General features: G+C 67.0%; 21 protein-coding genes. 13 read left to right on the top strand and 8 right to left on the bottom strand.

The genetic code is table 11. The annotated features are described in order from the left end of the window. Nucleotides 1-121: 121 nt before the first annotated feature. The gene (locus ACFWVD_RS15960; protein WP_379243296.1) at nucleotides 122-325 is read right to left on the bottom strand and encodes a hypothetical protein; all 204 of its coding nucleotides are present in this window, start codon (nucleotides 323-325) and stop codon (nucleotides 122-124) included. A 385-nt stretch (nucleotides 326-710) separates the two neighbouring features. Here ACFWVD_RS15960 and ACFWVD_RS15955 point away from each other — a divergent pair, with 385 nt between their 5' ends. Next, on the top strand, nucleotides 711-845 hold the full coding sequence (locus ACFWVD_RS15955; RefSeq protein WP_379243294.1) for a hypothetical protein: 135 nt from the start codon (nucleotides 711-713) through the stop codon (nucleotides 843-845). Beyond that, nucleotides 845-1,975: a YeiH family protein gene (locus tag ACFWVD_RS15950; protein ID WP_379243292.1), complete on the top strand. Its 1,131-nt coding sequence runs from the start codon at nucleotides 845-847 to the stop codon at nucleotides 1,973-1,975. The genes ACFWVD_RS15955 and ACFWVD_RS15950 overlap by 1 nt, the downstream gene beginning before the upstream one ends. A gap of 98 nt (nucleotides 1,976-2,073) precedes the next feature. Here ACFWVD_RS15950 and ACFWVD_RS15945 read toward each other — a convergent pair whose 3' ends face one another. Beyond that, nucleotides 2,074-3,102 (bottom strand): helix-turn-helix domain-containing protein, encoded by a 1,029-nt coding sequence (locus ACFWVD_RS15945; protein WP_379243290.1) that lies wholly within the window; start codon nucleotides 3,100-3,102, stop codon nucleotides 2,074-2,076. Between the two features lie 93 nt (nucleotides 3,103-3,195). On the opposite strand from ACFWVD_RS15945, the gene ACFWVD_RS15940 reads away from it, so the two are divergent. Beyond that, the gene (locus ACFWVD_RS15940; protein WP_379243288.1) at nucleotides 3,196-4,401 is read left to right on the top strand and encodes a cytochrome P450; all 1,206 of its coding nucleotides are present in this window, start codon (nucleotides 3,196-3,198) and stop codon (nucleotides 4,399-4,401) included. Nucleotides 4,402-4,506: 105 nt separating this feature from the next. Here the strand turns inward: ACFWVD_RS15940 and ACFWVD_RS15935 are convergent, their stop codons facing one another. Then, nucleotides 4,507-5,406 carry a RecB family exonuclease gene (locus ACFWVD_RS15935; protein WP_379243286.1) on the bottom strand — a complete coding sequence of 300 codons (900 nt, stop codon included), beginning with the start codon at nucleotides 5,404-5,406 and terminating at the stop codon, nucleotides 4,507-4,509. Between the two features lie 88 nt (nucleotides 5,407-5,494). Here ACFWVD_RS15935 and ACFWVD_RS15930 point away from each other — a divergent pair, with 88 nt between their 5' ends. After that, nucleotides 5,495-6,649 (top strand): hypothetical protein, encoded by a 1,155-nt coding sequence (locus tag ACFWVD_RS15930; RefSeq protein ID WP_379243284.1) that lies wholly within the window; start codon nucleotides 5,495-5,497, stop codon nucleotides 6,647-6,649. A gap of 78 nt (nucleotides 6,650-6,727) precedes the next feature. Beyond that, nucleotides 6,728-7,561, top strand: coding sequence for a tRNA (adenine-N1)-methyltransferase (locus ACFWVD_RS15925; RefSeq protein WP_379243282.1), 834 nt, complete (start codon nucleotides 6,728-6,730; stop codon nucleotides 7,559-7,561). On the opposite strand, the gene ACFWVD_RS15920 is transcribed toward ACFWVD_RS15925, so the two are convergent. Beyond that, nucleotides 7,524-8,846: an acyltransferase gene (locus ACFWVD_RS15920; RefSeq protein ID WP_379243280.1), complete on the bottom strand. Its 1,323-nt coding sequence runs from the start codon at nucleotides 8,844-8,846 to the stop codon at nucleotides 7,524-7,526. The genes ACFWVD_RS15925 and ACFWVD_RS15920 overlap by 38 nt on opposite strands. 272 nt (nucleotides 8,847-9,118) lie before the next feature. On the opposite strand from ACFWVD_RS15920, the gene ACFWVD_RS15915 reads away from it, so the two are divergent. From ACFWVD_RS15915 to ACFWVD_RS15900, 4 genes are read left to right on the top strand one after another with little or no spacing between them, the layout of a single operon-like run. Beyond that, nucleotides 9,119-10,381, top strand: a complete 1,263-nt coding sequence (locus ACFWVD_RS15915; RefSeq protein ID WP_379243278.1) for a glycosyltransferase — start codon at nucleotides 9,119-9,121, stop codon at nucleotides 10,379-10,381. Beyond that, on the top strand, nucleotides 10,378-11,964 hold the full coding sequence (locus ACFWVD_RS15910; protein WP_379243276.1) for an ArnT family glycosyltransferase: 1,587 nt from the start codon (nucleotides 10,378-10,380) through the stop codon (nucleotides 11,962-11,964). Before ACFWVD_RS15915 ends, ACFWVD_RS15910 begins: the two co-directional genes overlap by 4 nt. After that, complete coding sequence (locus ACFWVD_RS15905) at nucleotides 11,954-14,014, top strand: galactose oxidase-like domain-containing protein (protein WP_379243274.1); 2,061 nt, start codon at nucleotides 11,954-11,956, stop codon at nucleotides 14,012-14,014. The genes ACFWVD_RS15910 and ACFWVD_RS15905 overlap by 11 nt, the downstream gene beginning before the upstream one ends. Further along, nucleotides 14,011-14,424: a hypothetical protein gene (locus ACFWVD_RS15900; RefSeq protein ID WP_379243272.1), complete on the top strand. Its 414-nt coding sequence runs from the start codon at nucleotides 14,011-14,013 to the stop codon at nucleotides 14,422-14,424. The genes ACFWVD_RS15905 and ACFWVD_RS15900 overlap by 4 nt, the downstream gene beginning before the upstream one ends. Nucleotides 14,425-14,507: 83 nt before the next feature. Here the strand turns inward: ACFWVD_RS15900 and ACFWVD_RS15895 are convergent, their stop codons facing one another. Further along, nucleotides 14,508-15,044 (bottom strand): hypothetical protein, encoded by a 537-nt coding sequence (locus tag ACFWVD_RS15895; protein ID WP_379243270.1) that lies wholly within the window; start codon nucleotides 15,042-15,044, stop codon nucleotides 14,508-14,510. 188 nt (nucleotides 15,045-15,232) lie between these two features. On the opposite strand from ACFWVD_RS15895, the gene arc reads away from it, so the two are divergent. Continuing rightward, complete coding sequence (arc, locus tag ACFWVD_RS15890) at nucleotides 15,233-16,993, top strand: proteasome ATPase (protein WP_379243268.1); 1,761 nt, start codon at nucleotides 15,233-15,235, stop codon at nucleotides 16,991-16,993. Nucleotides 16,994-17,303: 310 nt separating this feature from the next. Here arc and ACFWVD_RS15885 read toward each other — a convergent pair whose 3' ends face one another. The 3 genes from ACFWVD_RS15885 to ACFWVD_RS15875 all read right to left on the bottom strand — a co-directional run bounded on the left by ACFWVD_RS15885 (nucleotide 17,304) and on the right by ACFWVD_RS15875 (nucleotide 20,951). After that, nucleotides 17,304-18,116 (bottom strand): peptidylprolyl isomerase, encoded by an 813-nt coding sequence (locus ACFWVD_RS15885; protein ID WP_379243266.1) that lies wholly within the window; start codon nucleotides 18,114-18,116, stop codon nucleotides 17,304-17,306. Between the two features lie 133 nt (nucleotides 18,117-18,249). Beyond that, the gene (locus ACFWVD_RS15880; protein WP_379243264.1) at nucleotides 18,250-19,047 is read right to left on the bottom strand and encodes a methyltransferase; all 798 of its coding nucleotides are present in this window, start codon (nucleotides 19,045-19,047) and stop codon (nucleotides 18,250-18,252) included. 509 nt (nucleotides 19,048-19,556) lie between these two features. Beyond that, nucleotides 19,557-20,951 carry a PLP-dependent aminotransferase family protein gene (locus ACFWVD_RS15875; protein WP_379243262.1) on the bottom strand — a complete coding sequence of 465 codons (1,395 nt, stop codon included), beginning with the start codon at nucleotides 20,949-20,951 and terminating at the stop codon, nucleotides 19,557-19,559. Between the two features lie 123 nt (nucleotides 20,952-21,074). Between ACFWVD_RS15875 and ACFWVD_RS15870 the strand changes: the two genes are divergently transcribed. From ACFWVD_RS15870 to ACFWVD_RS15860, 3 genes are read left to right on the top strand one after another with little or no spacing between them, the layout of a single operon-like run. Further along, the gene (locus ACFWVD_RS15870; protein WP_379243260.1) at nucleotides 21,075-21,914 is read left to right on the top strand and encodes a nitrilase-related carbon-nitrogen hydrolase; all 840 of its coding nucleotides are present in this window, start codon (nucleotides 21,075-21,077) and stop codon (nucleotides 21,912-21,914) included. Continuing rightward, the gene (hydA, locus tag ACFWVD_RS15865) at nucleotides 21,914-23,332 is read left to right on the top strand and encodes a dihydropyrimidinase (RefSeq protein ID WP_379243258.1); all 1,419 of its coding nucleotides are present in this window, start codon (nucleotides 21,914-21,916) and stop codon (nucleotides 23,330-23,332) included. Before ACFWVD_RS15870 ends, hydA begins: the two co-directional genes overlap by 1 nt. Nucleotides 23,333-23,358: 26 nt before the next feature. Continuing rightward, nucleotides 23,359-24,402, top strand: coding sequence for a TIGR03842 family LLM class F420-dependent oxidoreductase (locus ACFWVD_RS15860; protein WP_379243256.1), 1,044 nt, complete (start codon nucleotides 23,359-23,361; stop codon nucleotides 24,400-24,402). Nucleotides 24,403-24,506 lie beyond the last annotated feature (104 nt).

Here is a 24,506-nt window from a genome sequence, read left to right as displayed (position 1 = left end):
TCAGTTGCTCACCGAACTGGTCCAGATCCTCTGAAAACGACACGGTCGTCGCAACCTCTCAATCGAGAGTGTTGCGACGACCGCGTGAACCCGCCCCCGACCAGGCGGGGGTTTTCGCGTCCTACTGCGCCGACAGACTTTCCAGGGCCTCACGCACGAAACACAACGGGCACATCGGGTCGAACGGCGCGGTCGGCGGGCCCCCGATGATCGGCTGCGCCACCGATGGCGCAGCGGCCGACTCCGCGGAGGCGACGACCGAACACGTCCCCACCGCCAACACGACAGCGCTGCCCGCCACGATCCTGGACAAGATACGGTTCATCGTTTCTCCTCATTACGCGACGTCCCCCCACCCCCACAACCGGCAGCCTACGGGCCCGAACAGCGCGCCGACAGACCCCTGAACTGCGGGCTGTGCCAGCCGTTCGCGGCGCGCCGCGAGTAGGCTGGACCGCAGATTTGTCCGGACAATCAATGATCGGGGCGAACATGTCGAACAAGAACGAACACGAAGAGAAGATTGAGAAGGAACAGGTCGACCGCGAGGAAGAGCGCCGGCGCCTGGAAGAAGAAGAGGAACGCCGCCTGCAGTAGTGCTGCAGGCGCAGTGACTCGATGATCGATTCACGGTGAGCGCAATCGGTGTTTTCGCGCTTTTCCGTTGTTACCTTGCGTTTCTCGCTCGATGAGGAACACAAGGAGTCACTGTGTCGCAGACACCACCCGAGCCGCGGCCGGGTAGCGCGTTGAAGTGGAATGAAGACTGGTTGGCCACGGTCGTCGGTCTCGTTCTGATCGGTCTGGTGTTGGTCGGGGCTGTGCCCGGTTGGCTGGTGCCGTGATGAGCGAGTCGACGACGACAACCACGGAAACCGCGGCGCTGCAAGCTAATCCGCGGCCCACGGCCGGCGATATCGTGGCCGGGATCGCGCTGGTGCTCGCGCTGGGAGCGTTGACGCGGTACTTCGAGACCCATGTTCCGCAGTGGGCGGCCGATACGCCGTTGAAGCGGATCGCCAAGTCGGTGGAATATCCGGTCTACGCCATCGCGATCGGGTTGATCGGCAATGTGGTGTTGGGCAAAATCGGTCTGCGCGACCGGCTTTCGGCGGGGTTCCGGACCGAGTTCTTCATCAAGACCGGGGTGGTGCTGCTCGGCGCTTCGGTGAACCTGAAGATTTTGGTCAGTGCGGCGGTGCCCGCGCTGGTTCAGGCGCTCGTGCTGATCACCACCGTGTTCGGGTTCACCTGGTGGTTCGGCGGCAAGCTGGGCCTCGACGACAAATTGCGGGCGCTGCTGTCCAGCGCGGTGTCGATCTGTGGGGTCAGTGCGGCGATCGCGGCGGCGGGAGCGGTGCAGGCGCGACGGGAACAGATCGCTTACGCGGCGTCGCTGGTGATCATCTTCGCGCTGCCCTCGATCTTCCTTTTGCCTTGGCTGGCAGACGTTTTCGGGCTGTCCGACGCGGTGGCCGGTGCGTGGATCGGCGGCAATATCGACACCACCGCCGCGGTGGCGGCCGCCGGAGCCCTTGCCGGTGAGGAATCGTTGCAGATCGCCACGATCGTGAAGACCACCCAGAACGCGCTGATCGGCGTGGTCGCGATCGCGCTCACCGCCTGGTTCGCGTTCCGGGTGGATCGCACGCCGGGTGCGGCGCGGCCCAGCATCGGCGAATTCTGGGCCAGGTTCCCGAAATTCGTGCTCGGGTTCATCGCGGCGTCGATCATCGGCACGCTGTACCTGCAGTCGGTGGACAAGAAGACCGGTGCCGCGCACATCGCCATCATCAACGACCTGCGCACCTGGTTCCTGATCCTGGCCTTCGTCGCCATCGGCCTGGAATTCTCGCTGCGCGGATTGCGTGAGGCGGGGTGGCGGCCGATCGCGGTGTTCGGATCGGCGGTGGTGGTCAACCTGCTTGTCGGCTTGGGGCTTTCGGTGCTGCTGTTCCGTGACTTCGCCGTGTGAATCAGCGAGATGCCCGGCGTAATCGCACACAACGACGCGTTGTAGTCAGTTTTCTGACTATTTCGGTGCGTTGTGTGTGATTACGCCGGTCTCGCCGGTCAGGAGGGTGGCGTGCTGAGTCGGGTTGCCGCAGCGAGCAGTTCGGTGCGGTAGTGGTCGCGGCCGGAAAGGGAGACCGCCGGGTGTAGGGGACCGATTTGGAGTTCCCAGCGGGGGATGCGCTCGGCGTCGAACACGGGGGCGGCCAGGTACGCGATCGGTAGGGGCTGGTCTTCGGCCAGGTCGGCGGTGGTGTGGGGGTAGCCGCTGAGGCCGGCGAGCAGGCCGAGGACTCGGCGGCGCAGGGGACCGGTGGCGGGGGAGTGCGCCAGGTGGCCCGCTACTTCGGCGAGGATGTCGAGGGTGCCCAGGTCGGTGGGGTCGATGCCCCAGATGGCCGCGCCGGTGGACTGGATCTCGGTGAGGGCGGTAGCGAGCTCGCGGCGTTGAGTGGGGTCGGCGGTGTCGAGCCAGGTGTGTTGTTGGTCGGGTGGGGAGAAGGCGATGACCGCGGCGGCTGCTGGGGCGCGCAGCGGGAGTCGGGTGCCGACTTCGATACCGGTCGGAATGCGGCCGTGGCCGACACCGACGCCGGTGGATGCGCGGTCGGGGGCGGAAGCACGGCCGTCGTTCATGGCTGACGAGGTTCGACCGGGGATGGCCCGGCCGTGGCCGGCGGACGAGCTGGCGTCGTGGCCGGCGGACGAGCTGGCGTCGTGGGTGGTGGACGAGCTCCGGTCGGGGGTGGTGATGGCGACGAAGGTCATCGCCGTCGGGGTGACCGCTGCCAGGGCCGCGCCGCAGCCGACTCGCTGGGCGAGTGCGCGCAGTTCGTCCTGGGCACCCGGGGGCAGCGCCGCGGGGTTGGTCGATCGGGCGTTGTGGTGTGGGAAGGCGGGGCCGAGGCGGTAGGTCAGGTCGTGGGAACGCCGAACCCAGTTGTGGGACTGCAGGGTTGTCAGGATCGCGCCGACCGTGGAGCGGCTCAGGTCCAGTGCGTCGGCGATGGCAGCGGCGTTCATCGGCGCCTTGGTGGCCAACAGTTCCACGATCGAGACGACCCGATCGGTGGGCGGGGAGGTGGTCATGGATTGCCTCTTGTTCTTCCCGGCGCACTCACCTACGGTCTGCGTGCCGAAAATTCGTATAGCTGACACGAATATTCGTGTCCGGAGGATCTTATGACGACGCCGACGATTCTGGACCAACTCGATGTCACCGATATCGACTTCGCCTTCCAGGACACCCCCGAGCTGCACCAGTTGCTCGCTGACCTGCGCGAACGCAAACCGTATGCGATCGTGCCCTTCGCCGGCGTGCGCGCGGTGCTGTTGCTGACCCACGATCTGGTGTCGGCCGCGTTCAAGGATGAACAGACCTTCCCGGCGCAGGCGGTGTACTCGATGACCACCGAGCCGGTGCTCGGGCGGACGTTGCAGTGCATGACCGGTGACGAGCATCGCGTGAACCGGGCGATCGTCTCGCCGCCGTTTCGGCGCAGCCTGGTAACCGGCTGTGTCGAACCGTTGCTGGAGCCGATCGCGCACGAGTTGATCGACAGGTTCGCCGACGCGGGCAGCGTCGACCTAATTGCCGAATTCACCACGCGCTACCCGGTTCTGGTGATCACCAGGTTGCTCGGGCTGCCCGTGCAGGACGAGTCCACGGTGCTGCGGTGGGCGCACGATCTGTTCTATTTCCCGCTGGATCCGCCTGCGGCCCAACGTGCTTCACAAGAGTTCGCCGACTATGTCGTGCCGATCATCGCCGCGCGCCGCAGCGATCCCGGCGATGATTTGATCTCGAAGCTGGTCACCGAATCCGTTGACGGGACAACGCTTTCCGACGACCAAGTGCTGGCGTTCCTGCGTCTGCTGTTCCCCGCAGGCGCCGACACCACGATGCTGGCCTTAGGAAACACATTGTCGGCCTTGCTGACTCACCCCGATCAGCTCGCCGCGGTCGCCGCCGACCCGGAGGAGCAAGCGCAGTGGGCGATCTGGGAGGGCCTGCGCTTCGAACCTCCGGTGGGCCTGCTCCCGCGCGCGTGCCCGACCGCCGTGCACTGGCAGGGCCTGGACATCCCCGCGCTGACCCCGGTCATCTTCGCCATCAACGCCGCCCACCGCGATCCCGTGAAATACCCTGAGCCACACCGGTTCGACATCACCCGCCGCGTCACCACGATGCTGTCGTTCGGTCAAGGCCCCCACAGCTGCCTGGGCAGTTGGCTGGCCTTGGCCGAACTCCGCACCGGCCTGACAGCCCTGGTTCAACGACTACCGGGACTCCGGTTGGCGGACAACGCGCACGACGACGCGGTGATCACCAGCCAGGTCGGCACGGCACTTCGCGGCCCGAGCGCGCTACGCGTCGAATGGACGTAACACCCTGAGTCGGCGCGTTCCCTCGGCAGGGGGCGGCTGTGCGTCCACACTTACCCAAGGGGGCTCCCTTCTCTATCGGGTCCGGCCGACAGGTGAGCCCGGAGTTCACAGGTCTTCCGGGAGCCGGTCCGTCGGAAGATCAGCCGGAACCGCCGCCTGCACAGGCCATCCCGGATAAGGCGGGGGCGTGCCGCCGTACTCGGGGCACAGCGTTTTGAAGTCGCAGAACTTGCACATCGAATTGCGGGTGGGCGGGAAGTCCCCGGTGCTGCCGGCCTCGAGGATGGCCTGCCACAACGCGGTGAGAATGCGCTGGAAACGGTCGAGCTCATCGCGATCAGGCGTGTAGGTGAGCACGCTCTTGTCGGCGAGGTAGATCAGGCGCAATTGGGCGGGCACGATGTCGCGGGTGCGCAGGATCATCAGGGCATAGAACTTGAGCTGGAACAGCGCGCGCGCCTCGTGCATCGGGCCGGGGGAGCGCCCGGTCTTGTAGTCCACCACGCGCAGCATCCCGTTGGACGCCACGTCGATCCGGTCCACGAATCCGCGCAGCGGCACATCACCGTCCAGATCCACCTCGACCCGTTCCTCGAGCGAATGCGGTTCGAACCGTCGCGGGTCCTCGAGTTCGTAGTAGCTGGCCACCAGCTTGCGCACTTCCCCGAACAGCGCCTCGGGCCCGCTCTCGGCCACCAGCTCGTCCACGCCGTCCCGTTCGGCGCGCACCCGCTCCCACGCTGCCGGCACCAGTTCCGCCGCCCGCTCCGGCTGACGTTCGTCGGCGGGTAACCCGAATAAGTCCTCGAGTACCGCGTGCACCACAGTCCCGCGCACCGCAGCCCGCGACGGTGGTTCGGGCACCCGATCGATCGCGCGCAACCGATATTTCAACGGACACTGCTTGAAATCGCTTGCCCGCGAAGGGGACAACGCCGGACGCGACCGGCGAACCGGCACGTCGACGGTGGCGTCGGCAGGGGGTGAAGACACGGGCACTGACATAGTTCGCAGATTAGACGCACCCACTGACAACCTTGCCCGATCCGGCCCTGGGGGCGAAGGTTCGCGCCAGGTCTGTCAGGATCGCGGGATGCAACTGGTATTGCGGGTGGGGGCGGTCATGGCCGCGGTGATCATGGTGAGCGCGTGCGAGGACCCGCAGCCACCGGTCCCGGCGCCGGTGAGCACCACCACGACCACGGCGACACCGACCACCACGGTGCGCAACGATGAACAGCGGTTGCACGCGGGCAAGCTCGCCGAAGGCGCGCGGATGGCCGAGGTGCTGACACTGCCCACCGACATCGACCCCGCGTTCGTGCGGGCCGGGCAGACCGGCGTGCTCACCGAACCGATGCTCACGATCATGACCGACCACAACAACGCCCTGGGCGCCGCGGCGACCGAGCACGGGATGCTCACCGGTTTCGTCAGCCAACGCTCCAACGGTGCGAGCATGCGCGGTGACATCAGCTGGCTCACGCACGGCATCCTGCGTTTCCCCGACACCGAGGCCGCACAGGCGGCGGCAACGGCGCTGGCCACCACCGCCACGACCCAGAGCGGAATGCTGCAGTCCGGCGTCTGGGCCGCCACCGGCCTGCCCGACGAACCCGACGCGCGTGTGCTGACCATGGACAACCGCGGCAAACTCGAAGGCATGGCCTTCACCCCGCACGCAGAGTTCGTGGTGTTCACCAAGATTCGTGCCGGCGGTGGTCTGCCCGAGATCGAACGGACCGTGCGCGCCGCACTGGCCCTGCAACGCCCCGCGCTGGATTCGTTCACCGCCACTCCCGTGGCCGACCTGCCCGATCTGCCCTACGACCCCACCGGCATCCACGCCCTTGCGGTCGGTGACGGCAGCGCCAGCAGCGGTTCGTTCGGGCCGCACGGCGCGCTGCTGTTCGCCGACGATCAACAGGCCGCGGTGACCCTGTATCGCGAGGTGGGGGTCAGCGCGCTGGGTCGCAAGGACAGCGCGGTGTATCGCACCGCCGACGCGGCAGCAGCAGCAAAATTGTCGGCTGTCACCGCCGCGCAGATCGGTGGGCAGACCGACTGGAAGCAAGCGCCCGCGCCGGCCTCGGTGCCCGGCTCGGCGTGCTGGACCGATGCCGATGCCAGCCGGTGGTCGTGCACGGTATCGAGCGGACCCTACTTCGCATTGGTGTGGGCGAAGTCCCAGGACGAGGCGCACACGCTGACCGGCCAGCAACACACAGCGCTGGCCGCCGCGAAATAGCTGACCCGTCGACCGCGCGGATCCCCGGGCCTGGCAGGCTGGAGTCTTCCTTCGGAGACTTCGATGAACGGGAGATTCATGACGGCCAGACGGACCGGTCCATTCGCGATCGGGGACCGCGTGCAGCTGACCGATGGCAAAGGTCGCCTCTTCACGGTGGTGCTCGAGGAGGGTAAGGAATTCCATACCCATCGCGGCGGCATCAAGCACGACGACCTCATCGGCAAGGACGAGGGCACCGTGGCGAAGTCGGTCAACGGGACCCCGTATCTGGCCCTGCGCCCGCTGCTCACCGACTATGTGCTGTCGATGCCGCGCGGCGCCGCTGTCATCTACCCCAAAGACGCCGCCCAGATCGTGCACGAGGGCGACGTGTTCCCCGGTGCGCGCGTGCTGGAAGCGGGTGCCGGTTCGGGTGCGCTGACCTGCTCGCTGCTGCGCGCGGTCGGCCCCGAGGGCGAGGTGATCTCGTACGAGATCCGCGACGATCACGCCGAGCACGCGGTGCGCAATGTGGAGACGTTCTTCGGTGAACGTCCGCCGAACTGGTCGATCACCATCGCCGACGTGGCGAACTACGACGGCGAACCGGTCGACCGGGTCGTGCTGGACATGCTCGCGCCGTGGGACGCGCTGCCCGCGGTGTCCAAGGCGCTGGTTCCCGGCGGTGTGCTGGTGGTGTACGTCGCCACGGTGACGCAGCTGTCGAAGGTGGTCGAGGCGCTGCGTGAGCAGGAATGCTGGACCGAACCGCGTTCGTGGGAGTCGATGGTGCGCGGCTGGCATGTGGTGGGTCTGGCGGTGCGTCCCGAGCACCGGATGCAGGGGCACACGGCGTTCCTGGTGAGCGCGCGTCGCCTGGCCGAGGGCACGGTCACCCCGAAACCGCAGCGGCGTCCGTCGAAGGGCTGACCGTCGCGACACGGTTGAGCAGGCGGGCGGCCACCAACAGTGCCGCCGCGCCTGCGAACCACGTCCAGCCGTCGGGGGTGAGTCCCCAGCGGGTGGCCTGCAGAATCGCCAGGCCCGCCGCGATCACCGCGAACACGGTCGCGGCGGACCTGGCACCGTGTACTGCGGCGACCGGGCCGTCCCACCAGGGCAGCGGCTTGTTTTCGAGGCCGCGCAGGGCGAGGAACAGAAAACCGGTCAGCACGGCGGTCGACACCAGCTGCACCGCGGTGAGCGACCAGAAGCCGGGTTCGGTCGGTGCGGTGCGGTCGATGCCTGCCACATGGCTGAGCACCAGCACCGTCAGCAGGGCGGGCATGTGCCACAGGTACAGCGTCATCGCGCCGGTGTTGCCGATGACGGTGAGCCACCAGACCCGCGGCCGCTGCGCCACCGCACGCAACCAGGGCGCCACGGCCACCGCCGCGCAGCACAGCACCACCGCGTGCCCCGCCAGCAACAGCGACGGTGGCGCCAGGTTCGACAATCGCTGACCCGGCACGGTGACCAGGCTCGCCTCGTACGGGCCGACCACCACCAGCAGCACATCCACGACCAGCACCGCGCACGCCAGCACCGCCGCCGACCTTCGCGCCAATAGTCCACGCAGATAACCGATTCCGAGCACTGCCGGAATCAGCCAGACGATCACATTCGCGTAGCCGAGCTCGCCCGGACCACCGGTGAGCCGCACCGCGTCCACGATCGCCGCCACCACCACGATCACTGCCACCGTCGCGAACATCCGTCGCGCACTGCTGACAAAGCCTGCGAGCAACGGCGTACACGCCAACACCGCCAGATACATCCCCAGAAACCACAGCAGCTGCACACCGGTCACCGCCAGCGGCCGATGCCACCCCGGCGCGAGCACGAGATCGGTCACCGCCAGCAGCACCGCCGAGGCGGCCACGAAATAGCCCAGCGGACGCACCAGCCGCTGCGTGCGCCGGAAAAGCCAAGCGCCCCACGAGGTTCCGGGATCGATGCCGCGCGCCCCCGCGGCCACGCCGGCGAAGAAGAATAGCGGCAGAACCTGCAGTACCCACGTGAGCGGCTGCAAGATCGGCAGATCGGCGAGGATGTTGCCGAAATGCACCTGGTCGCCCGACACGTGCACGGTCAGCATCAGGCAGTGGCCTACGACCACGACCACCAGCGACGCAATGCGCAGCAGATCCAGGAACCGGTCACGATCGGCCGGGGTGTTGGCGGCGACCACCGCGACACTGGGAAGCGAACTCATGGCATCGACTATCGCGCACTCGCCGCGGGCACCACAGCGCGGAACTACCCGGGCCGTGGGGGGAACTACTCGAGGCCGCGCCTGCAATCTTGCGTAGCGGGTCCGTGAACTGTTGGCACGCAAGGGAATTGCCTGCTGAATGCAGGTATTCCTTAACCTCGAGTTCACACGGGCGAACGTGCGGCATGACGTCGGGCACGTTACGGTGAGTGCGCGACGTCGGGGGCGACTGTCGCACCGCCACCCGGTTCGGGTAAGCCATTGGGGGCTCGATGCTTTCGCTTGTTCTTGTTGTGCTGTCGCTTGCCTTGTTCGCCAACTCCGTGGCCACGCTGACCTGGATGCTGCACGCCTGGCGCACTCCGGAAAACCTTGCCGCGACGCGCTTTCCGGATCCCGATGGTCCCGGCGAACTGAAATTCTCGCTGCTGGTGCCTGCCAGGCACGAATCGGCGGTGCTGGGGCACACCCTGCGCGGGCTGCTGGAAACCAACCACACCAACATCGAGATCGTGGTCATCGTGGGGCACGACGATCCCGACACCGCCGCAGTCGCCGAAGCGGTCGCGGCTACCGCGCCTGACCGCCTGCGGGTGGTCGTGGACTACCACACGGTCAAGAACAAACCCAAGGCGCTCAACACGGGCCTCGCGGTGTGCACCGGCGACGTGGTCGGGGTGTTCGACGCCGAGGATCACGTGCACCCGGACCTGCTCGACCACGTGGACTTCGCGTTCCGCAGCGAAGACGCCGACGTGGTGCAGGGCGGGGTGCAGCTGGTGAACTTCCATTCCAGCTGGTACGCGCTGCGCAACTGCCTGGAATACTTCTTCTGGTTCCGCAGCAGACTGCACCTGCACGCCGCGCAGGGGTTCATCCCGCTGGGCGGCAACACCGTGTTCGTGCGGTTGCCGCTGCTGCGCGCGGTCGGCGGCTGGGACGAGAACTGCCTGGCCGAGGACTGCGAACTGGGCACCCGCCTGTCCAGCCGCGGCGCGCGCACGGTCGTGGCCTACAACTCCGCCCTGGTCACCAGGGAGGAAACCCCCGGTTCGCTGTACGCGCTGTTCAAACAGCGGTGCCGCTGGAACCAGGGTTTCATGCAGGTCTATCGCAAGCGGGAATGGCGTGCGCTGCCCACGTTCACCCGGCGCCTGCTCGCCCGGTACACCCTGGCAAGCCCGTTCCTGCAAGCCTTTTCGGGCATCGCGATGGTGATCGGCATCTTCGTGGGCCTGTTCGTGAAGGTGCCCGACGGCGTCGCGCTGATCACCTTCCTGCCGTTGGTGCCCACCCTGGCCACGCTGGCGTTCGAAATCGTCGGATTGCAGGACTTCGGCAGGCAATTCGGCGTGAAGGTGCGATTCGGCCATTACGTGAAGTTGGTCGTGGGCTCGGTGTTCTACAACCTGGTGCTCACCGCGGCGGCCGCCCGCGCGGTCTGGCGTGAGTACACCGGGCGCAACAACTGGGAACTGACCGCGCACGTGGGCGCGCATCTGACCGGCACACGCACAGCGGAGGTGGCGTCATGACCCTGACAGAACTGCGGCCGGTCCCTGAAATCGTCGCTGCGCCAACGCCACCCGAGCCGACCACCGGGCTGCGCGGGAAGGTCGACGGTGTGGTGTTGGCGGTGCTGTTGCCGCTGATCGCGATCGTGCAGGGCACCAATATCGGCAACTACCCGGCCTTCAGCGACGACGAGGGCACCTACCTCGCCCAGGCCTGGGCGGTGGGCACCGGACACGGCCTGACCCACTACACCTACTGGTACGACCATCCGCCGATCGGGTGGATCCAGATCAGCCTGTTCTCGTGGCTGCCGGAAATACTGTCGCCGTACGAAATGACCGCTGCCAACGGCAGATTCGTGATGTTGGGTGCGGTGCTGGTGTCGGCGACGCTGCTGTACGTGCTGGCGCGACGGTTGTCGATGCGGCCGTGGGCGGCGGGGCTGGCCGTGGTGTTGTTCGCGCTGTCGCCGCTGTCGGTGGAACTGCAACGCCAGATCTACCTCGACAGCATCGCGGTGCCGTGGATGCTGGGCGCGTTCGTGCTGGCGACCTCGCCGCGTCGCGGCCTCGGTGTGCACATGGCGGCCGGATTGTGCGCGGCGATGTCGGTGCTGTCGAAAGAGACCATGGTCCTGGTGATTCCGGCGCTGGTCTACACCCTGTGGACGTCGAGCCATCCGACCACCCGCAAGTTCACCGTCATCGGTGCCGGCGTGTCGTTCGTCCTCGCGATCGCGTTCTACCCGCTGTACGCCCTGTTGAAGAACGAACTGCTGCCCGGTAGCGGCCACGTGTCGATGCTGGACGGGGTGGCGTGGCAGCTGCACAGTCGCGCGGGGACCGGCGCGCTGTGGGCGTCGGATTCGTTGGCGTACATGCTGTTGACGAAATGGTTGACCGTGGACGCGGTCATTCTCGTCGGCGGTGCGGTCGCTGTTGTTGTCGCACTGGCGGTTCGGCGACTGCGTGGCATCGCACTGGCGGGGGTGTTGCTGATCGCGGTTGCCCTGCGCCCCGGCGGCTACCTGCCGACCATGTACGTGCTGCAGCTGCTGCCGTTCTTCGCCCTCGCACTGGCCGGGGTGATCGAAATCGGTGCGCGACAAGGCATTGCGGCACTGGAACGGGTCGACGTGGGGCAGCGGGTGGCAACCGCCGCGGTGCTCGCGGTCCTGGCACTGGTCGGGCTCTCGGTGGTCGCGCCGCGCTGGGTGGCGGGCAACGAGCAGGCGATGACCGAGGGCCGCGCCGACGCCTACGTCAGCGCCGTGCAGTGGATGGGCGCGAACCTGCGCGACAACGGGACCAAGAAGATCGTGGTCGAGGACGTCATCTGGCTGGACATGGTCGATCTGGGCTTCTCGCCGGGAATGGGCGCCATCTGGTTCTACAAACTCGACGTCGACCCCGCGGTGCGCCTGGACAACGGCTGGCGCGATGTCGACTACGTCGTGTCCAGTCCCTTCGTGCGCGGCTCGGCCGCCGAACTGCCCACGCTGCGTGAGGTATTGGAGAATTCGTACCCCCTTGCCGTGTTCGGCACGGGGGAGGGCCGCGTGGAAGTGCGCGCCGTGGACAAGGACGGTACCCATGCCGACTAACTCGATCCTGCGCCGTGTCGCACTGGTCGCCGTGCTCGCGGTGGTCGTCATCGCCCCACCGGTGGCCGCACAGCCGACCAACGTGGTGAGCAACGCGGGCATGGAAACCCTTGGCGGCGACGGCTTTCCGCAATGCTGGGAGAAATCCGGTTGGGGCACCCACGATTTCACCTTCACCGTCACCCCGCAGGCACACACGGGCACCTCGGCCATGCGGATCGAGATCGGCGCGCACACCTCCGGTGACCGCAAGGCGATGATGCTCGAAAGCCCTGCCTGCGCACCGACGGTCACCGTCGGACACCAGTACGACCTGTCGGTGTGGTACACCACCACGACCCCGAACACGGTGTTCACGGTGTTCCGCCACGACATCACCACCGGCTGGCAGTACTGGACCGACTTGGCGTCGCTACCCGTGGCAGGCACCTACACCGCTGCGCAGGTACGCACCCCCGTCGTTCCACCCAATACGGATCAAATCTCCTGGGGCGTCACGATTTACGGTACCGGCGTGCTCACCACCGACGACTACGCCATGTCCGACGCCACGATCACCCCGGAACCGCCGACCTGCACCGGCACCCAGGTCCAGTGCGCCAAGGGCAGCTGGGAGGTGCTGGCCATGCCGTCGCCGGTGCGCGCGGTGCACGCCGCGGTGTTGCCGACCGGCAAGGTGCTGCTCATCGCCGGTTCGGGCAACGACCCCGACGCTTTCGCCGCGGGCACCTTCAAAACCGCCCAGTTCGACCCCGCGACCAACCAGTTCACCGAACTGGCAACCCCCTGGGATGTGTTCTGCGCCGGGCACGCTCAACTACCCGACGGCAAGCTACTGGTCATGGGCGGCACGCAGGCCTACACCGCGCCGGAGCACGGGTACAAGGGGCTGCGCGACTCCTACATCTTCGACCCGGCCACCTCGTCGTACACCCGCACCAACGACATGCTCGCCGGCCACTGGTACCCCTCGGCGACCACGATGGGCAACGGCGACATCCTGTCGCTGGGCGGGCTGGGCGAAGACTCCGCAGGCACCGTGGTCACCGAACGGTTCTCCGCCGCGCAGAACCGGTGGCTCGGGTTCGGCGAAACGAAGCAGACCTGGGCCTGGTGGGGTCTGTACCCGGCGATGATCCTGCTGCAGGACGGACGCCTGTTCTATTCCGGCGCACACGTTTTCGGCAGCGGCCTCGACGGCACGGGCGCCTCGATCTACGACTACGACGCGGGCACCATCGTCGACGTTCCCGGCCTGCAGAACAAGGACGAACGCGACCAGTCCATGAGCGTGCTGCTGCCGCCCGCCCAGGACCAACGCGTGCTCACCATGGGCGGCGGCAACACCTTCACCAACCCCGACGCCAACCGCCTGACCGACCTGATCGACCTCAAACAGGGCAACCCGACCTACCACGCGGGCCCGCCGATCCCCACCGGCACACTCACCGGCGGCGTCGCGCAAACCGCCGCCCAGGGCAAGATGTACCCCTCGGCGGTGATCCTGCCCGACGGCATGGTCCTGGAAACCGGTGGCGCCCTACACAATCGGACCGACCCGGTCTTCGAGGCCTCGATGTTCGACCCCGCCACCAACACCTTCGCCGCGGGCATGGCCACCGATCCGGTACCGCGCGGCTACCACTCCTCGGCGTTCATGCTGCCCGACGGACGCGTCATGGCCGTCGGCGAGAACCCGGCCGACGGATCCTTCGACCAGCGGGTGTCGATCTACTCACCGCCGTACCTGTTCAAGGGCGCGCGCCCGCAGATCACCGCCGTGGCCAGTCAGGCGTGGAGCTACGGCAGCGCGCAGCAGCTCACGGTGAACGGCCCGGTGGTGAAGGCGTCGCTGATCCGGCCCGCGGCGGTCACGCACTCCTCCGATCCCAACCAGCGGTACGTGGACCTGCCGCTGACGGTCGCGGGCGGCACCCTCACCGCCAACGTCACCTCCAACCCCAATATCGCGCCGCCGGGCTGGTACATGCTCACGGTCGTGAACGCGGCCGGGGTGCCCTCGGTGGCCCAGTGGATCCACCTCGGATGAAAGGCCCGACAGTGCCGCGTAGATATCTCACCGGGACCGCCGCAGCCGTGATCGCCGCCGCGGTGGCGTTCACGATGTTCGCCGATACCGACCAACCGGCCTCGGCCGCGCCCGCCTCGACACCCGCCCCGCACATCCTGCCGTTCGCCGACACGCCCAAGGGGCCCAAACACGGGCCTTCGGGACACGGCAACATCAGCAAGAAGGTCGAGTCGAGCATCGACGGCTGCGACCACCGCTACGGGACCGCGGCCCAGTGCGTGCCGTGGACACTGCCCGCCGGGATCAAGAACAAAGACCACTGTTCGTGGCTGGGCGAGCACGGACTGCGGGCGTTGCGCGTGGTCGGTGACGACCGGCTGAAACTGGACCGCAACCACGACGGGATCGCCTGCGGCACCGGCGACTGAGATTCCACACGCGATCTTGATGGGCTAGCCGGCTCACAGCGCGACCGGCAGACCCGGACGGTGTATCGGGGTGGCGAGAGAGGTCAGGCGGGCGTGCAGGGCGCCTGAGCGAAACCCAGCAGCAGGCAACCGCTGGTGTTGGACAGCTTCCAGGAGTGGCCGTCGCGCTGCCAGGTCATCGGGAACGAGGGCGCGGTGCCGTGCGGGGAGGTGATCGTCACGTCGGCGGTGGCGGCGTTGTTGTTGTCGCTGGTAGTGACGTTGTCGACCGCGAAAGTCAGGGTGTAGCCGCCCAGTTTGGCGTTCATCTGGTCGATGCTGGCCTTGTGCTTGTCCCCGTCGACGAACAGCTTCGCCTTGTCGTCGGTGGACACCGACGGATCGGCGAACTGCACCAACGTGGCCTTCAGGGAATCCGCGGTGGGGGGTGCGGCGTTGTCATCGGCAGGGGCCGAAGTTGGCGAAACACTGGACCCAGCGGCGGAAATGCTGGTACTGCTCGTGGTGGCGTTCGTCGAGGAATCGTCGGAGTCGCCGCAACCGGTCAGTGCGACGGTGACAGCGAGTGCCGCAGCGGCGGAAGCGACGGTGACACGGATCGTGCGGGGAGCAAGGAGCATGCGAGAGCAACCTTTCGACTCGTTGGGCGAGTGCCCCGTACGGGCTGTTAGGGGAGCCTAACAGGTGCGATTTTGTGGTTCTTGTCGTACCGACCGTACAAGATGTGATCACGACGAAACCATGTCGGAAAGCGAGAACGGACCGCGCCCGGTAGCGTTGATAGACCGGGACTGGGAGGAGCAGCATCATGAGCCCCAACGAGAATTCGGATTCGGCGGCCTGGCGAGAGCTCGAGGCGGTACGCGCCGAGTCGGCTGCACTCCGCAGGCAACTCGCCGACTCGCCGGATCGCGCACGCGAATTGGAAGCCAGGATCGATTCGCTGACCATCCGCAACGGCAAGTTGATGGACACGCTCAAAGAAGCGCGTCAGCAACTGATCGCCCTGCGTGAGGAAGTCGATCGCCTGGGCCAGCCGCCCAGTGGATACGGCATCATCATCAAGGTGTACGAAGACCAGACGGTCGACGTGTTCACCTCCGGCCGCAAGATGCGCCTGACCTGCTCGCCCAACATCGACGCCACCGAACTGGAGTACGGCCAGACCGTGCGCCTCAACGAAGCGCTCACCGTGGTCGAGGCCGGAAGTTTCGACGCCATCGGCGAAATCGGCACGCTGCGTGAGATTCTCGACGACGGCCGCCGCGCCCTGGTGGTCGGCCACGCCGACGAAGAGCGGGTGGTGTGGCTGTCGGGTCCGCTGTCGGAGATCGCCGAAGTCGACGACATGACCGACCCCGATCGGCCCATTCGCAAACTGCGGCCCGGTGATTCGCTGCTGGTGGACTCCAAGGCCGGCTTCGCGTTCGAGCGGGTGCCCAAGGCCGAGGTCGAAGACCTTGTGCTGGAAGAGGTTCCCGATGTCGACTACACCGACATCGGTGGCCTGGGTCGCCAGATCGAGCAGATCCGCGACGCGGTGGAACTGCCGTTCCTGCACAAGGATCTGTTCCGCGAGTACGCACTTCGCCCGCCCAAGGGTGTGCTGCTCTACGGTCCGCCCGGATGTGGCAAGACGCTGATCGCCAAGGCCGTGGCCAACTCGCTGGCGAAGAAGATCGCCGAGTCGCGCGGGCAGGATGCCAAGGAAGCCAAGTCGTTCTTCCTCAACATCAAGGGCCCCGAGCTGCTGAACAAGTTCGTCGGCGAGACCGAACGGCACATTCGGATCATCTTCCAGCGGGCACGCGAGAAGGCGTCCGAGGGCACCCCGGTGATCGTGTTCTTCGACGAGATGGACTCGATCTTCCGTACCCGCGGTTCGGGTGTGTCCTCCGATGTGGAGACCACCGTTGTGCCGCAGCTGCTTTCGGAGATCGACGGCGTGGAAGGGCTCGAGAACGTCATCGTGATCGGTGCGTCCAACCGCGAGGACATGATCGACCCCGCGATCCTGCGACCGGGTCGACTGGACGTGAAGATCAAGATCGAGCGTCCCGACGCGGAATCGGCGCAGGACATCTTCTCCAAGTACCTCACCGAGACGCTGCCGCTGCACGAGAGCGATCTGCGCGAGTTCGACGGCGACAAGCAGGCGTGCGTGGAGGCGATGATCGAGAAGGTCGTCGAGCGGATGTACGCCGAAAGCGACGACAACCGGTTCCTCGAGGTCACCTACGCCAACGGTGACAAGGAAGTCCTGTACTTCAAGGACTTCAACTCCGGCGCGATGATCCAGAACATCGTGGACCGGGCGAAGAAGTACGCGATCAAGTCGGTTCTCGACACGGGCAATCCGGGTCTGCGGATCCAGCACCTGTTCGACTCGATCGTGGACGAGTTCGCCGAGAACGAAGACCTGCCCAACACCACCAATCCCGATGACTGGGCACGCATTTCGGGCAAGAAGGGCGAGCGGATCGTCTACATCCGCACGCTCGTGACGGGCAAGAACGCCTCGGCCAGCCGGGCGATCGACACCGAGTCCAATACGGGTCAGTACCTGTAAGTCATGCACAGCGAAGGCCGCGTTCCGGACGGGACGCGGCCTTTGTGGTTTTGTTCAGATTTCTTTCACCCAAAACGCTCCGCGAGTACAAGTGAATAAGGCACGCTTCACTTGTTCGTTCTCACCTGATGAAGACTCGTTAACTAGGAGTGTTGCCATGTCCGGTTCGGCCGCCGAATTTCTCGCCGACGTGATCTTGCAGGTCATCCAGGGTCTGTTCAGCTCGATCAGCGCGGGCTGACCAGCAGAAACCCTCAGCTTTCGCCAAGGGCCGCGTCTCCAGTGTCGGAGATGCGGCCCTTGTCGTTGGTCAGCCCTGTGCGGTGGTGACCGCGTTGAAGACCACGTCGGCCACCGGCGCACCGTCGGCGCCGCCGCCCGCCACGCCCGCGTTCGCGACAGTGGTGATCGAGTCCAGGCCCTGCGTGATCGTCCCGAACGGGGTGTAGTTCGGGGGCAGCTGGGTGTCGCGGTAGACCAGGAAGAACTGGCTGCCGTTGGTGCCGGGGCCCGCGTTGGCCATGGCCACGGTGCCGGCGGGGTAGACCGCGCCCGCCAGGTTCTCGTCGCCGAACTTGTAGCCGGGACCGCCCATGCCCGTGGCGGTGGGGTCGCCGCACTGCAGCACGAAGATGCCCTGGGTGGTCAGGCGGTGGCAGCGGGTGTGGTCGAAGTAGCCCTCGCCTGCCAGGAAGGCGAACGAGTTCACCGTGCGCGGGGCCGCGGCGGCGTCGAGTTCGACAGTGACTGTGCCGCAGGTGGTTTCGAGGGTGGCGGTGTGGCTCGCGGCGGTGTCGATGGTCAGTGCCGGTTCGGTGGGCCACTGTTTGCCGTTGGGCACACCCGCCATCGCCGGGGTGCAGCCCGGAATGACCGCCTGGTGCTGCGGTGCGGTCTGCGCGGCGGGCGCGAGCGCCACCAGGGCGGCCGCGACGGCGCCGATGCCGAACAGCGCGCGAATATGGGATCGGTGCTGCGAAATGCTGGTCACCTTGGTGAGATCTCCTCGAAAACGGGTGGCACTGGACGGTGTACCGCGCATCCTGCCAGTCCGACCCGTCGCGTGGGTGTCGACCCGGGAGAACGGTGCGCCCGCAGCGCCTTCGGGCTCGGCGGTGCGCACGCTCGTCCGACTCCGTAGGCGCCATGATGACGCTCGAGGTGGTCGAGACACCGCCCGCGGCGGTCCGCTCGAGCGCGCCGATGCTGTGCCCGGCGTGATGTCGACCGGTGCGGCGCCGAGCACAGCGCCTCGGCTAACGCGCCCGCAATCGCCACAGGGTCGTGGTTTCCGCGGTGCGGGCGGCGGCTAGGGGGTCGTCGCGGTCGGTGGCGCGGGGGTGGCGGGGGCGGGTGGTGAGTTTGCCCAGCACGCGCAGGCCCGCGTCGTCGAGCAGGCGGGGGATGTGGTCGGCGGGGCGAAGGCCCAGTAGTTCGGCCAGGTCCGACAGCACCAGCCAGCCTTCGCCGTGCGGGGTGAGGTGCTCGCGCAGGTCGCGGGCGAACTCGGTCAGCATCGACTGATCCTGGTCGTAGACACCACGTTCCAGGTCCGAGGTGGGCACGCCGGGCAGCCACGGCGGGTTGCACACCACCAGATCGGCGCGGCCCAACGGATACAGCGCGGGCCCGGTGACCGCGATCTTGCGGCCGAAACCCAGGCGTTCGGCGTTGTCCTTGGCGCAGCGCAGCGCGCGCGGGTTGATGTCGGTGCCCACGATCTCCGGCACGCCACGCTTGGCGAGCAGGGCGGCCAACACGCCGGTGCCCGTGCCCAGATCGAAGGCGGTGCGGATCTCGGGATCCAGGGGCGCGTCGGCGACCAGGTCCACGTATTCGCTTCGGGTGGGCGAGAATACGCCGTACCCGGGGTACACGCGCGCACCCAACGCGGGCACCTCGACACCCTGCTGCTGCCAGCGGTAGGCGCTGAGCACGCCTAACAGTTCGGTGAACGTGACCACGCGTTCGGCGTTGGCCGGTCCATAAGCCGCCGCGCACGCTGCCGCCACGTCGGGCGCGCGGCGCAGGTCCAGCTCGTAGCCGGGGCCCAAACGAATCAGCAGACTGCCGAGAATGCTTGCGCGAGTACGCCTTTTGACGCGCTCGTACTCGTACAGCGCGCCCAGACCGCCCGAGGTCGGCTTCTTCGCCGGTTTACGGTCCGCGCGTCGGCCCAGCGCCTGCAGCAGTTGCCGCCCGTTGTTGTAGTCACCGCGCCACAGCAGCGCCTGGCCCGCCTTGATGCGGCGGTAGGCGTGATCGGCGGAGAGTTCGTCGTCGGCGATGGTGACGGTGTGCGGCGCGGGCGCGCCGTTCTCCGAATGCCAGACGGCGGTGCGTCGACTGTTGTCTTCGGTCCAAGCAATGGTGGACAGCGGTATCTCCCGGTGATAGGCAGTGGTCCATTCTGCCGTACGGGTGCGCGACGACGCAGGTCAGGGTCGGCGGAGGGGATGTCGACGGGGTCGGCGGTCGGCGACTCGGTGACGCCGGCTCGGATCGAGGGCGGCGGATGCGCTCTCTGGCGGCGGTCTGGCGCGGTCGGGGTGTCGCCTCGGGATCAGGGTCGGCGGATGCGCCGGTAGGTCGGCATGGCGGTGGCCGCGGTGGCAAGTTCGGTGGCCAGCCAGGCGATGTCGGTGTCGCCCAGCGCACCCAGGGTCAGGCGTAGGTGGTCGGTGGCGGGGCGGTCGCCTGCTTCGAAGGGGCCGCCGGGGGCGGCTTTGATGCCCGCGGCGGCGAGGCTGATCATGGCGGCGTTCTCGTCGGAGACCGGCAGCCACAGGTTGATGCCGTCGCCGACGGCCACGATGACGTCGTGGCGGGCCAGTGCGCGGCGCAGAACGGTGGCACGTCGGCGGTATTCCAGGCGCGCGCCGGCGACGGTGGCGCACGCGTCGTCGTCGTGCAGCATCGTCAACAGCACCCGCTGCAGCAGTCGGCTGGACCATCCCGGTCCGAGCATGCGGCGTTCGACCACGGGATCCAGCAGTGCCGCCGGACCGCCCGCCACGGCCAGTCGCAGGTCGGCGCCGTGCGATTTGGAATAGGAGCGAATGTAGACACCGCGTTCGGGGAAACGGGAGGCAAGCGATCGCAGCGGGGTGGTCGCTATGCCCGCGGAGTGATCGTCCTCGATGATCAGCGTCGGGTGTGGGTCCAGCACCGCGGCCAGTTCGCGGACCCTGGCCGCGCCCAGCGACGCGCCGGTGGGGTTGTTGGCGCGCGGCTGTAAGATCACCGCGCGCGGGGTGGGTCCGTCGAAGGCGCGCGCGAATTCCACAGGGCGGAAACCGGATTCGTCCAGCGGCACCGGGATCGGGCGGGCACCCAGTCGAGCCAGCAGGTCGAGGAACGGCGGGAAACACGGGTCCTCCACGATCACCGGGTCGCCGAAGCCCACGTGCGCGGCCAGCAGTCGATCCACCGCGTCCAGGGCACCGTCGAGCACGGTGAGCCGCTCGCAAACCCACGGCCAGTCCGCGCGCAGGGTCTGGGCCAGATCGGGCAGCACCGCCTCGCCCATATAGTGCGCGGAAAGATCGCCGGGCGCGGTGTCGCGGGACAGCGCGTGCAGGGCGGCGGCGAGGTCGGGCAGCAGGGCCGGATCGGGGGTGCCGCGCGACAGGTCGACGCGAAAAGCGTTGTCGGAGTGCGAATGCAGGCGCTGATACCGGCCGACCGGCGCCTGCGGCGTTTCCCCCACGAAGGTGCCCGCTCGCCCGCGCGCGGTGATCGCGCCGGTCGCGGCCAGCGCACGCCAGGCCTGGCTGACGGTGGCGGGGGACACCCGCAGTTCGCGTGCCATCTCTCGCACGGTCGGCAGACGGGTACCCGGAGCCAGCGCGCCGGAACGGATTCGGCGGCCGATCCCCGCGGCGATCCCCGCGGCGGTTCGTTCGTCGAGGTCCCCGGCGAAATCCGCGGGCAGTGCGGTCGGCGAGGCTTCGGTCATAGGCTCATTCTGCGGGGTTGTGCGCGGCCGATCCGGGGTGCACCGCCAAGGTTTACGGCACCGAAACTGTTTCCGCACTCTTGTAACACAACGGAATCAGTTGTAGGTGCAGTATAACAAAGCATGGGAATCGTTAGAGCGGCGCTCGTCCAGACCAGTTGGACCGGCGACAAAGAATCAATGATCAAAGTTCACGAGGACTACGCACGGGAGGCGGCGGCGCAGGGAGCGCAGGTGATCTGCTTCCAGGAATTGTTCTACGGTCCGTACTTCTGCCAGCTCCAGGACACCAAGTTCTACGAATACGCCGAATCGGTCCCCGGCCCGACTACCGAACGGTTCGCCGCGCTCGCCGCGGAACTGAACATGGTGATCGTGCTGCCGGTCTATGAGCGCGAAATGGACGGGCTGCTCTACAACACCGCGGCGGTGATCGACGCCGACGGCTCCTACCTGGGCAAATACCGTAAACACCATATTCCGCAGGTGGCCGGTTTCTGGGAGAAGTTCTACTTCCGGCCGGGCAATTCGGGCTGGCCGGTGTTCGACACCGCGGTGGGCAAGGTGGGCGTCTATATCTGTTACGACCGCCATTTCCCGGAGGGCTGGCGAGCGCTGGGCCTGGCGGGCGCGGAAATCGTGTTCAACCCGTCCGCGACGTCGAGGGGGCTTTCCAGTTATTTGTGGAAGCTCGAGCAGCCGGCCTCGGCGGTGGCCAACGAGTATTACATCGGCGCGATCAACCGGGTCGGCATCGAAAGCGAATACGGCGACGACGACTTCTACGGCACCAGCTATTTCGTGGACCCCGAGGGGAAGTTCGTCGGCGAGGTCGCCTCCGACACCTCACCGGAATTGGTTGTTCGTGATCTCGATATGGATCTGATCAAGACCGTGCGCGAGAGATGGGCCTTCTATCGCGATCGCCGCCCGGATGCCTACGGACCGTTGGTGAACCCCTGATGCGCACGTTCATTCACGGCGGGACGGTGGTCAGCGCCACCGGGTCCCAGCTGCTCGATGTGTTGATCGAAGACGAGACCATTGTCGCTGTGCTGCAGCCGGGTTCGACTGCGCTGGGCGCGGACCTGATCGCCGACGCCGACACGGTGATCGACGCGACCGGCAAGTATGTGATCCCCGGCGGCGTCGACGGGCACACGCATATGCAGTTGCCGTTCGGCGGCACCGAGGCCAGCGACACCTTCGAAACCGGCACCCGGGCCGCGGCCTGGGGTGGCACCACCACGATCGTGGACTTCGCGGTGCAGAAACCGGGTCAGCGCGTGCAGGACACCCTGGCGGAATGGCACGGCAAGGCCGCGGGGCAGTGCGCGATCGACTACGGGTTCCATCAGATCATCGGCGAGGTCAACGACGAATCCCTCAAGGGGATGAGCGAACTCGTCAACGAGGGCGTGACCAGCTTCAAACTGTTCATGGCCTATCCGGGGGTGTTCTACTCCGACGACGGCCAGATCCTGCGCGCCATGCAATCCGCGGGTGACCTCGGTGCGTTGATGATGATGCACGCGGAGAACGGCATCGCCATCGACGTGTTGGTCGAACAGGCCCTGGCCCGCGGCGACACCTCGCCCTACTTCCACGGCACGTCGCGCCCGTGGCAGATGGAAGAGGAGGCCACCCATCGCGCGATCATGTTGGCGCAGTTGACCGGTGCCCCGCTGTACGTGGTGCACGTGTCGGCGAAACAGGCCATGGAGCAGATCGCCGCGGCACGGGGCAAGGGGCAGAACGTGTTTGCCGAAACCTGCCCGCAGTACCTGTACCTGTCGCTGGAAGAACAGTTGGGCGCACCGGGTTTCGAGGGCGCCAAGTGGGTCTGCTCGACACCGCTGCGCTCGCGGGAGGAAGGGCATCAGGACGAGCTGTGGCGGTTCATTCGCACCGGTGACGTCACCGCCGTGAGCACCGACCACTGCCCGTTCTGCATGAAGGACCAAAAAGAGCTCGGCGTCGGCGATTTCAGCAAGATCCCCAACGGAATCGGCGGGGTCGAGCACCGGATGGACCTGCTGTTCCAAGGCGTCAAGGACGGGCGGATCTCCCTGGAACGGTGGGTGGAGGTCTGCTGCACCACCCCCGCGCGGATGTTCGGCATGTACCCGCGCAAGGGCGTGATCAGTCCGGGTGCCGACGCCGACGTGGTGATCTACGACCCCAACGGGCACACCAGCATCGGCGTGGGCAAGACCCATCACATGAACATGGATCACTCGTCCTGGGAGGGCTTCGAGATCGACGGCCACGTCGACACGGTGCTCTCGCGCGGCGCGGTGATCGTGGACAACGGCGCCTACCACGGGCGCGCCGGGCACGGCCGGTTCCTCCGGCGCGGGCTGTCGCAAAACCTGATCTAGACCCTGATCCGAAACGGAGAGTACCCATGGACATCGGTGTGGTCCTGCAGTGCACACCACCCGCGTCGCGGGTGATCGAACTGGCCAGAGTGGCTGAGACGCATGGGTTCTCGCATGTGTGGACCTTCGACTCGCACCTGCTGTGGCAGGAGCCTTACGTGATCTACAGCCAGATCCTGGCCGCCACCAGGAAGGTGATCGTGGGCCCCATGGTCACCAACCCGGCCACCCGCGATCAGACGGTGACCGCGTCGACCTTCGCCACGCTCAACGAGATGTTCGGCAACCGCACGATCTGCGGCATCGGGCGTGGCGACTCGGCCATCCGAACGCTGGGCGGCAAGCCGACAACGCTTGCGACACTGCGTGAATCGGTGGAGGTGATCAGGGAACTGGGCAATGGTCGCAGCGCTCGGATCGGTGATACCGAGGTGCGGTTCCCGTGGGCTGCCGATTCGCGGCTGGAAGTGTGGGTGGCCGGGTACGGGCCGAAGGCTTTGGAACTGACCGGTCAGGTCGCCGACGGGTTCATCCTGCAGCTCGCCGATCCCGACATCACCGCCTGGACCATCGCGAAGGTGCGTGCGGCGGCCGAGGCGGTGGGGCGTGATCCGGCGTCGGTGAAGATCTGTGTCGCCGCGCCCGCGTACGTCACCGACGGGTCGGCCGCCGCGCTCGAGCACGCCCGTGATCAGTGTCGCTGGTTCGGTGGCATGGTCGGCAATCACGTGGCCGATATCGTCGCGAAATATGGTGCGGGCGGCGATGTTCCGGCCGCGCTGACCGACTACATCGCGGGCAGGCAGGGGTACGACTACAACCAGCACGGGCGGGCGGGCAACACGCACGCCGACTTCGTGCCCGACGAGATCGTGGACCGGTTCTGCCTGATCGGCACCCCCGACGAGCAACTGGCGCGGCTGTGGGAGCTGGAGAAGCTGGGCGTGGACCAGTTCGCGGTGTATCTGCAGCACGACGCCAAAACCGCCACCCTCGAAGCGTATGGCGAACAGATTCTGCCGCGCCTGCATCAGCCGGTCACCGCGACGCAAGAGGCCGGTCCGGCATGACTGTCGACATCGCGCTGCTGTGGGCGCTGTACACGATCGGTCTGGGTGGGTTCGCGATGGCCGCGGCCCTGGACGGACATCGGCGAGCGAACCGCGAGGTGGTA

The sequence above is a fragment of the Nocardia sp. NPDC058666 genome, assembly GCF_042714895.1.
In the GTDB taxonomy this organism is placed as follows: Bacteria; Actinomycetota; Actinomycetes; order Mycobacteriales; family Mycobacteriaceae; genus Nocardia.
Note: the sequence above shows the minus strand (reverse complement) of the source record. Positions and strands in the feature narration are given on the sequence as shown.